The sequence below is a fragment of the uncultured Campylobacter sp. genome (assembly GCF_938045205.1).
Taxonomy (GTDB): domain Bacteria; phylum Campylobacterota; class Campylobacteria; order Campylobacterales; family Campylobacteraceae; genus Campylobacter_B.
On sequence record NZ_CALIMY010000165.1, the window covers coordinates 1 to 8,604 of the forward strand.

Genomic DNA, 8,604 nt, shown 5'->3' on the forward strand with positions numbered 1-8,604 from the left:
ATCCTCAATATAATGCGATGTAATAGCCTTGTAAAAACCGTATTCGTCAAGCGGAAGCGCCTTTTTATAATCATCCTCGCGAGCATTTATTATCGGCTTGTGTTTGCCGTATTCTGCACCGCTTCCAAACGATATGATCTTTGCAACCTTATTTTTTTGCTTAGCAATATTGAAAAAAATCCGCAAATTATACTCAGTCACATTTGTCATATCCAGCGTATCACGACCGCCGCCACGATTGGCTAGATGAACGATAGCATCGATTTTATGCGCACAGACAAAATCGTCAACTGCGCTTTCGTCAGTCAAATTTAGCTCGCTACTTTTTGGAGCGAAAACGTTTAAATTTTCATTTAGCGCAAGACGCTTTTTTAGATGTGAGCCGATAAAACCACTACCGCCCGTGATGAAAAGATTCATCTGCTACTTAGCCTTTTTTCTAAATCTTCTATACGCTGTTCATCCTCAGCTTTTATCCTTGCATAAAATCTTCTTTTTGACTTTAGCCACAACAGTTCAAATTTTAGTGCCGTATTGATTCCTTCGCGCGGATTGGCATTAATAGAGTCTATAGCAAAAACTACTTTGCGGGTTTCATATTTGTCTATTAAATTTTCTGCTTTTAGGGTCTTGATAAAATCAATAGATTTAGCCGTAATATTTCCGCCTATTGCAAATTTTAAACCTTTCGCTTTTACGGCGCGAGATACTCGCTGAACGGCATTTAAAATTTTCTCATTATCTACATTTTTTTTAGCCAAACCGCATGACTGCGCAAAATCGCTTCTACCGAATGTAATGCTTCTTAGTAGAGAAATTTTTTCTAATTTTAAAATTTCATCTATATTTTCTACTGCGGTTTTTGTCTCGATATTTATAGCAAAATCTATATAATCTCGGTTGTCTGGATTTATTAAATTTTCTATAACTCCTAGATATTTATAAACGGCATATGGAGTCTCTACCATAGGCGCGATAAGCCCTTCTACGCCTAAAATTATACCGTTATAAATATCAGTAACCGCTTCGGCTCCGCCGATTTTTAAAATGATAGGCAATTCTGCTCGATTGGCAATATCTCGCAAACGCATCATCTCCTCCATACGACTTCCCTCGGCTTCAAACTCGGCCTTTAACTCAAATACGCCATATTCGTTTTTAAGCCTTTTAAGTACGTCTATCATCTCAAATTCATTTATATTCATACCTCTTCCTCCAATACGCTTAATATCATTTTAATATCACCCATATACTTACTATTCCTCTCTACATATCCCCAATCAGGCTGCAATAACTTAAGTCCTTTTATGTGCTCACATTTTTTTAAATGTATCTCCGAATCATCTATAAAAATCCCCCTATCGTCATCTTTTAAGATTGAATTTATTATATTGGCTTTTGAATTAAATTTAGCAAATATATCTGCTCCTAATATATTATCGTTATCTATAAATTGAATATTGAATCTTTTGGCTAAATCCAATACAGTTTTACTATCTTTAGTAGTTACAATAAATATTTGCCAATTAAGCTTCATGCTTGATAGCTCTGATAAAAACGGATATGGCCTATTTAAAGCCAACCAGCCTTCATAGTTATTTACTTTTAATTTTTCACGCGTCTGAAAAAAATCTTTTTCAAATTTTTTTGCTTCGTCGTTATAATCAAAAGCCAAAAGCTCTTTATCGTTATCGGCTATAGCTCTCATAACGAAATAATAATTCCATGCAGGGCCCACAAGGGGCCTAAATTTAAAAAATTCCGTATATTGGTTTTTACCAAATTTTTGACTTGAAAAGCTTGGCGTAGATCTACAAACTTCATAGGCTTCGGATGCTGTATCAAAAAGAACTCCGTCAAAGTCCAAAAATAAAAATCTCATATCAATCCAAAGGCTTTACTATCATATTTTTATAAAATTCATCACGAGGTAAAAATGGAGCCAGATCTTCTAGCGGTTTTGATATCATAGTCCCATCCCGGAGCTTCATAGATGCAACTTTTGGTTCTATGGCTTCATTCGGCGGCAGTATTACTTCGCAAAACACCGGTCCCTCGCATGATAAAATTTCATCTATTTTTGCATTGGCATCATCGTTATTTTTAATTTGAAATACTTTAAAGCCATAAATTTTAGCAAGCGCCTTCATATCTGGAATACTTACACCGCTCATAGGACTTTCGCCGACAAAATTGTTATTGAAATAATTGTGCTGAGTTATGCGGATAGAAAGGTATCCGTTATTGTTATACATAAAAATTTTAACGGGAAGCCGATAATGGATAATAGTTTGCAATTCCTGGATATTCATCTGAATGCTTCCATCACCGGTTAAGCATATAGTTTGTCTTTTATTATTTGCTACGCATGCACCAATTAGTGCCGGCAAATCATAGCCCATAGAAGCACATCCGACATTTGCAAAAAGCCTATCACCTGCTCGTACCGGATAGCTCTGAAATGTTGATGTATATGCTATTCCATTGCCGGTAAGCAAGAGAGAATTTTTTGGTAATTTTTCCGAAAGTAATCTTGGAAAATAATATGAACTGACATAATTCTTCTCTTTCAATACGGACTTATCAAAAACAGGATATTTCATTTTTATTCTATTACAATATTTAAGCCAGTCTCTAATTTCCAGATTTAAATCTCTAGTTTTTTCTCTAAGATCGTTTATAAAAACCTTTGCATCGGATTTAATTTTTATATCCGGAATAAAAGTTTTTTTATTAAGTTCGTTTTCATCTATATCAATCATAATTTTTTTGGCTTCTCGCGCAAAAAATTCCCAATTAAAGCTCAAAATTCTAAGATTTAATCTTGTACCTAATACTATTACCAAATCGCTATTTTGAATTACAAAATTTCCGGCCCTCTCACCTAAAATTCCCGGTCTACCAAAAAAATACTTATTTGAAGTCTCTATTAAATCAACTCCTGAAATAGCAGTCAAAACAGGGATTTTTAACTCGTCAATCAAGGCTCTAAAATCATCTTTTGCATTGGCTAACCTCACTCCGTTACCGGCAATAATTATGGGACGCTTCGCAACCTTTAATGCATCTAGAACCTGCGGGATTTTTGTGTCAAACTTCGGCGCTTCGGGGATTTCAAATTCTATCAGATCTGCTTCGTCCACCATCGCGCCTTGTATGTCTAGCGGCACATCCAGCCATACGGGTCCGGGTCTGCCGTGCTTAGCCTCATAAATAGCTTTTTGCAGATGAAATTTTATGCTATTTTTATCCGTTATCATTACGGCGTATTTTGTGATAGGTTTTACGATGTCAATGATATTGACCTCTTGATCGCCGAGCTGACGCAAATTTAGCTCAGGCTGCGAAGCGATGGTGGTTTGGAATTTCACCTGTCCCGATATAATCATCGTAGGGATTGAATCCACCCAAGCGCCGTAAACGCCGGTAATCGCGTTCGTTCCGCCAGGGCCCGTGGTAACATAGGCGATGCCGATCTTGTTTGAGACGCGGGCATAGCCCTCCGCGGCTATCGCGCAGGCTTGTTCGTGATGGTTGCAGACATACTCTAAATTTTCATTTTTACCAAGCGAATCTATCAGGTGCATATTGCCGCCACCCGAGACCATAAATACGGTCTTTGCGGTATCTTCGTGTTCGGCTATAAATTTTGCTATAAAATCGCTAACTTTTATCATCGCATCATCTCTTTTACGTAGTCGTTTAAATTTTGCTCGGTATCGATTGTGCCGTTTTCGTAGAAATTTTTATACCATTTTACAGTTTTTTCAAATGCCGTTTCGCTATCCCAAACGGGCTTCCAGCCAAGCAGCGCATGTGCTTTAGAGCAATCAAGCTTCAATAAATTTGCCTCATGAGGCTGGTTTATGTCGGAATTGATTTGAAATTCTATCTTATCCCAATATCGCTTGGCGCTTTTTAGTACATCAAGCACCCTAATCGCGCCATCATCGCTAGGACCGAAATTCCACGCACCGCCGAATTCCTTTCGCCCTTCAAGCAACTTTTGCCCCACGAGCAAATATCCGCCAAGCGGCTCAAGCACGTGCTGCCAAGGGCGTGTCGCATGCGGATTGCGGATCGTTACCGCTTCATTTTTAGCTGCTGCGCGCATAACATCGCAAATCAATCTGTCTTGCGCCCAGTCTCCACCGCCTATGACATTACCTGCGCGACACGTAGCAAGCAGCGTTTGATGCTTTGTGCCGTAATCTTTTTCATTAAAAAAGGAGTTTCGATATGAATTAGCCAGAAGATCCGCGCAGCCTTTCGACGAACTATATGGATCATATCCGCCCATAGGATCGCTCTCGCGATATCCCCAAACCCATTCTTTATTTTCATAAGCCTTGTCACTTGTGATATTTACGATCGCGCGAACGCCTGCTTTTCTGCAAGCTTCAAGGACTTTTAATGTGCCGATGACATTGGTTTCGTAGGTTGTGATAGGGTCGGCATAAGATGGGCGTACGAGCGCCTGAGCGGCAAAGTGAAATACGATGTCTGGTTTATAAGTCGCAAAGGTTTCGTTTAATTTAGCAAGATCTCGTATGTCGGCGATTACTTGGACGATATTTAAATTTAAAAGTCCTATATGATTTGGCTCTGTAGGCGCCGGAAGCGAATACCCTATCACTTTCGCGCCCAAGCGCTGCAGCCATAGACTAAGCCATGAGCCCTTAAAACCGGTATGCCCGGTAAGCAAAACTGTTTTGCCCTTATAAATTCCGGAGTATAGATCCTGCATATCTTGCATTGCTACCACTTTTTCCACGGAGCGTTGCCGCTATCCCAAATTTTGTTTAACTCAAGCTTATCTCTAAGCGTATCCATCGGCTTCCAAAATCCGCTGTGTTTATACGCTAAAATTTCGCCGTCGTGAGCCAAATTCATAAGCGGCTCTTGCTCGAATATCGTCGCATCTCCATTCGTAATATAGTCAAAAACCTTAGGCTCGCATACAAAGAAACCCGCATTGATCCAATTGCCATCTCCTTTTGGTTTTTCCTTAAACTCATGCACGCGACTTTCGTCATCTATATTTAGCGCTCCAAAGCGACCTTCCGGTTGAACGGAAGTCATCGTAAGCGATTTGCCGTGAGATTTATGAAATTTCACAAGCTCATGGATATCTATATCACTAACACCATCTCCATAAGTAAGCAAAAACGGCTCGTCTCCCACTATGCTCTGAGCCCGCTTAATACGACCGCCAGTCATAGTGTTTAGCCCGGTATTTAACAGCGTAACGCTCCAAGGCTCGCTAAAATTGCTCAAAACTTCCATTTTGCCATTTTTCAAATCTATAGTCATATCGCTTTGATGCAAAAAATAATTGGCAAAATATTCTTTGATATAGTAGCCTTTATAGCCAAGCAGAATGACAAATTCGTTAAATCCGTACAAACTATAAATTTTCATAATATGCCATAAAATCGGTTTTTCGCCGATCTCTACCATTGGCTTTGGCCTAATGCTCGTCTCTTCGGCAAGCCTAGTACCGAAACCTCCTGCTAGTATTAAAACTTTCATTAAAGCTCCCTTTAATCAAAATTTATTCTTTCTTTTTCAAATACCAATGGGCGATTTAACACTTGTGTATAAATTGCCCCGATATATTCACCTATTATACCTATAAAAAACAAAATTCCAGATGAAACGAATGAAAAAAGTATGATAAGAGGCGCGATGCCCACGCTCATCTCGTCCCAATAAATTAGCTTAAGTATAAAATACACAAGTCCTACTATTATACTTAAAATGCCCGTTATCATACCTATAAAGGTTGCGAGCCGAAGTGGTACTTTGGAATTGCAGATTATACCGAGTATCCCCATATCATAAAGCGTATAAAAGTTATTTTTAGTAACTCCTCGAATTCTTATAGGCTGATCGTAAGGAATTTTGGCTACCTTATAACCAGCTTCCGCGAGCATTCCTCGAAAAAACGGATACGGATCATGCATCTGTCTAAGAGCCGCGATGACCTTTTTATCAAAAAGTCCAAAGCCGGTAAAATTCTTAAAAATTTCGATCTCAGATAGTTTTGATAAGAGCTCGTAATAACACTCTCTGATTTTAAACATCACGCCGCGCTCCTCGCTGTCGCGCTTAATCGCCAAAACCAAGTCGTTGCCCTCTTGCCATTTTTCTATGAACTGTGCGATCATCTCGGGCGGATCTTGCAGATCGGCTACGATAGAGATCACCGCATCTCCGTCTGCGCCCAAAAGCGCATAGGTAGGAGATTTTATATGACCGAAATTTCTAGAATTTACGATGATTTTTAAATTTTTATCATCCTTTGCAAGGCGTTTTAAAATTTCAACCGTCTTATCAGTCGAGGCGTTATCGATAAATATGTGCTCGTAGGCATATTTGGGAAATCCGCTCATAACCTTTTTTACGCGCGAATATACCTCCTCTACATTCTCCTCCTCGTTAAAGCAGGCGGTAACTATACTGATCTTTTTCATATCATCTCCTAAAGACGAAAAATTTATTTAACAAAAATGATACCGCAGCCAGCGGGATCAAAAGCACAAAGCCGTTTAGATACATATTTTCAAATCCAAGCCGCTTAAAAAGCCATAAAAAGAATATATTTAAAAAATAAGTAATGATGTAAACTAGTATAAATCTAAATATCAGACCGTTATCACTGCTACCAAATACCAGCTTGCCTATAGTTTTAAAGTTAAACAATACGCCTAGTATCGTAGAAAACAATACGGCAAGAGGATAATATAGACCCAAATAGATAAAAAGAGCGAATAGCCCATACCCAAAGGCAGTATTTAGAATACCGACGAGGAGAAACTTGACGGCTTGTCGTTTAATCATAGCTATCATTTCGTCTATAAATATTTATAGTATTAAAATTTGCCTTATCAATCGGCTCAACCCCAAGTTGAGGTAAAATTTCCATTATATTGGCTACATTACCATTCAAGGTTACTATATCCGAATTCCTAATTGTATTATTAATATCTTGCAAAACGACTCCGTCTCTAGTGATTTGTATGAGATTTACGCCGCTATCCTGTAGCCATAAATAGAACCTTTCATAACTTTGATCAAAAAAGTTACTATTTTGAATTATTACATCTGTTTGAATATTTAAATTTTTAGATGCATTATTAAACATCAAGCTATTAGGTACAACAAAGGAGTTTATAAATTTATATCTACCCTCTTTTACCCATTTATTCATTATTTTATAAAAATCCTCTTGAATAAAATCATCTTTTCTCAAAAGTCTTTTATTTATATCAAACGCTTTTTTATAATATTGATATAAAACGATGTTCTTGGTTGGTCTATTTGTAAAATTAATATATTCTTGTTTAATCAGTTTTGTTGGAGTTACATCAAACCATTGTGTTACTAAGTGATATGGTGGAATTTTATCATTTAAAAGATACATTATCGGTAAGTTAAAAAAGTAAAAATCTTTGTCAGATACTGTATTTTTAGGTACATAATCATGAATATAGTCAAAAATATAAGATAATTTCTGATTCATATAAATATTTTTTAAAGGAATATATGAGGTCTCGGATTTAGCCTCGAATACACTACCTTGATAATTTTCAAGCCAATTATATGGTATTAAAAATTTTACGTATATTATGAAAGATACCATTACAAGTATCCAATAGATCAGTAAAATCCTGGCTATTTTGCGCAAATTTTGATTTAATAAAAAGCTGAATGCCAACCCTGCACACAAAAGAATGCTATTCATATTTAAGGCGATAGTAGTGAAAGTATTACTATAAACTATAGCAGCAGCACAAAAAGTAATGAAAATGTAAATTTTTGATCCAAAAATACTACTGTTTTTATAGAACATAGCAGCAAACATGATATACAAAATCATAGCTATGGAAAAGCTAATATAAGAGATATATTTAATAATATATAATATAACAGTATTATGAAATAAAACAATATAAGTAAGCACAGTCAGTCCAATAGCTACGATAGTAAATCGAAATAAGATAGTTGTTCTTGCTGCAATTTGTCCTACCAATACATCATATAGATATACAATATTTTTTCCAAAATATGTAAGAATTAGTATTATAAAAAATTCCAACACGCTTATTGTTAATATCCGACTAAGCTCTGGTTCAAAAATAAATCTAGTCGCTACAGTCCATAAGCTTCCCTTTGAATCATTATCGGTTATCGATGAAGGATCGAAAGGCATTATAAAATTTATGAATGAAAAGAATATAGCAGTAAAGAATAGTAAAAATCCTATTCTTTTAAAATAATCTTTTACGCTACTAGATATAAAAGCATAAGATACAAAAAGACTTGCAAAAAGAACCAATCCCACATTTTGCTTTATGAAAAAAAGCAGGACTAAAAATAAAATTCCAAGTATTTGATATATGGTACCTTTTTTAGAATTCTCATTCTTTATGGATTTTACTAGAAATAATAAAGTAGAAAATTCTATGATGAAGACGTAGGTATGATAATCCTTCGGTATATATGTCTCCATACTAAACCATAAAAAACTAGCAAAAGTGGCTCCTATAGCACTAGCCGGTTTTGAAAAAAACTCCCTCAAAACAGCATAAAGCAAGATTA

Annotated in this window: 9 protein-coding genes; all 9 read right to left on the reverse strand. The window is 36.6% G+C overall.

Annotated features, from left to right (window positions below):
- Window positions 1-420 (reverse strand): NAD-dependent epimerase/dehydratase family protein (locus Q0198_RS10305; protein WP_297897814.1); only part of this gene is annotated, 420 nt, incomplete at its 3' end.
- A complete protein-coding gene (locus Q0198_RS10310; RefSeq protein WP_297897818.1) occupies window positions 417-1,205 on the reverse strand; it encodes an aldolase/citrate lyase family protein in 789 nt (262 codons plus the stop codon). The genes Q0198_RS10305 and Q0198_RS10310, both read right to left, overlap by 4 nt.
- Window positions 1,202-1,882 (reverse strand): hypothetical protein, encoded by a 681-nt coding sequence (locus Q0198_RS10315; protein ID WP_297897821.1) that lies wholly within the window; start codon window positions 1,880-1,882, stop codon window positions 1,202-1,204. Before Q0198_RS10315 ends, Q0198_RS10310 begins: the two co-directional genes overlap by 4 nt.
- A 1-nt stretch (window position 1,883) precedes the next feature.
- Window positions 1,884-3,677 carry a thiamine pyrophosphate-binding protein gene (locus Q0198_RS10320; RefSeq protein WP_297897823.1) on the reverse strand — a complete coding sequence of 598 codons (1,794 nt, stop codon included), beginning with the start codon at window positions 3,675-3,677 and terminating at the stop codon, window positions 1,884-1,886.
- On the reverse strand, window positions 3,674-4,747 hold the full coding sequence (gene rfbG / locus Q0198_RS10325) for a CDP-glucose 4,6-dehydratase (protein WP_297897858.1): 1,074 nt from the start codon (window positions 4,745-4,747) through the stop codon (window positions 3,674-3,676). Before rfbG ends, Q0198_RS10320 begins: the two co-directional genes overlap by 4 nt.
- Before the next feature lie 11 nt (window positions 4,748-4,758).
- Complete coding sequence (gene rfbF, locus Q0198_RS10330; protein ID WP_297897826.1) at window positions 4,759-5,532, reverse strand: glucose-1-phosphate cytidylyltransferase; 774 nt, start codon at window positions 5,530-5,532, stop codon at window positions 4,759-4,761.
- A gap of 11 nt (window positions 5,533-5,543) precedes the next feature.
- The gene (locus tag Q0198_RS10335; RefSeq protein WP_297897849.1) at window positions 5,544-6,476 is read right to left on the reverse strand and encodes a glycosyltransferase family 2 protein; all 933 of its coding nucleotides are present in this window, start codon (window positions 6,474-6,476) and stop codon (window positions 5,544-5,546) included.
- A gap of 1 nt (window position 6,477) precedes the next feature.
- Window positions 6,478-6,843, reverse strand: a complete 366-nt coding sequence (locus tag Q0198_RS10340) for a GtrA family protein (protein ID WP_297897852.1) — start codon at window positions 6,841-6,843, stop codon at window positions 6,478-6,480.
- On the reverse strand, window positions 6,836-8,604 hold a 1,769-nt coding region (locus Q0198_RS10345; protein ID WP_297897855.1), incomplete at its 5' end, for a hypothetical protein. The genes Q0198_RS10345 and Q0198_RS10340, both read right to left, overlap by 8 nt.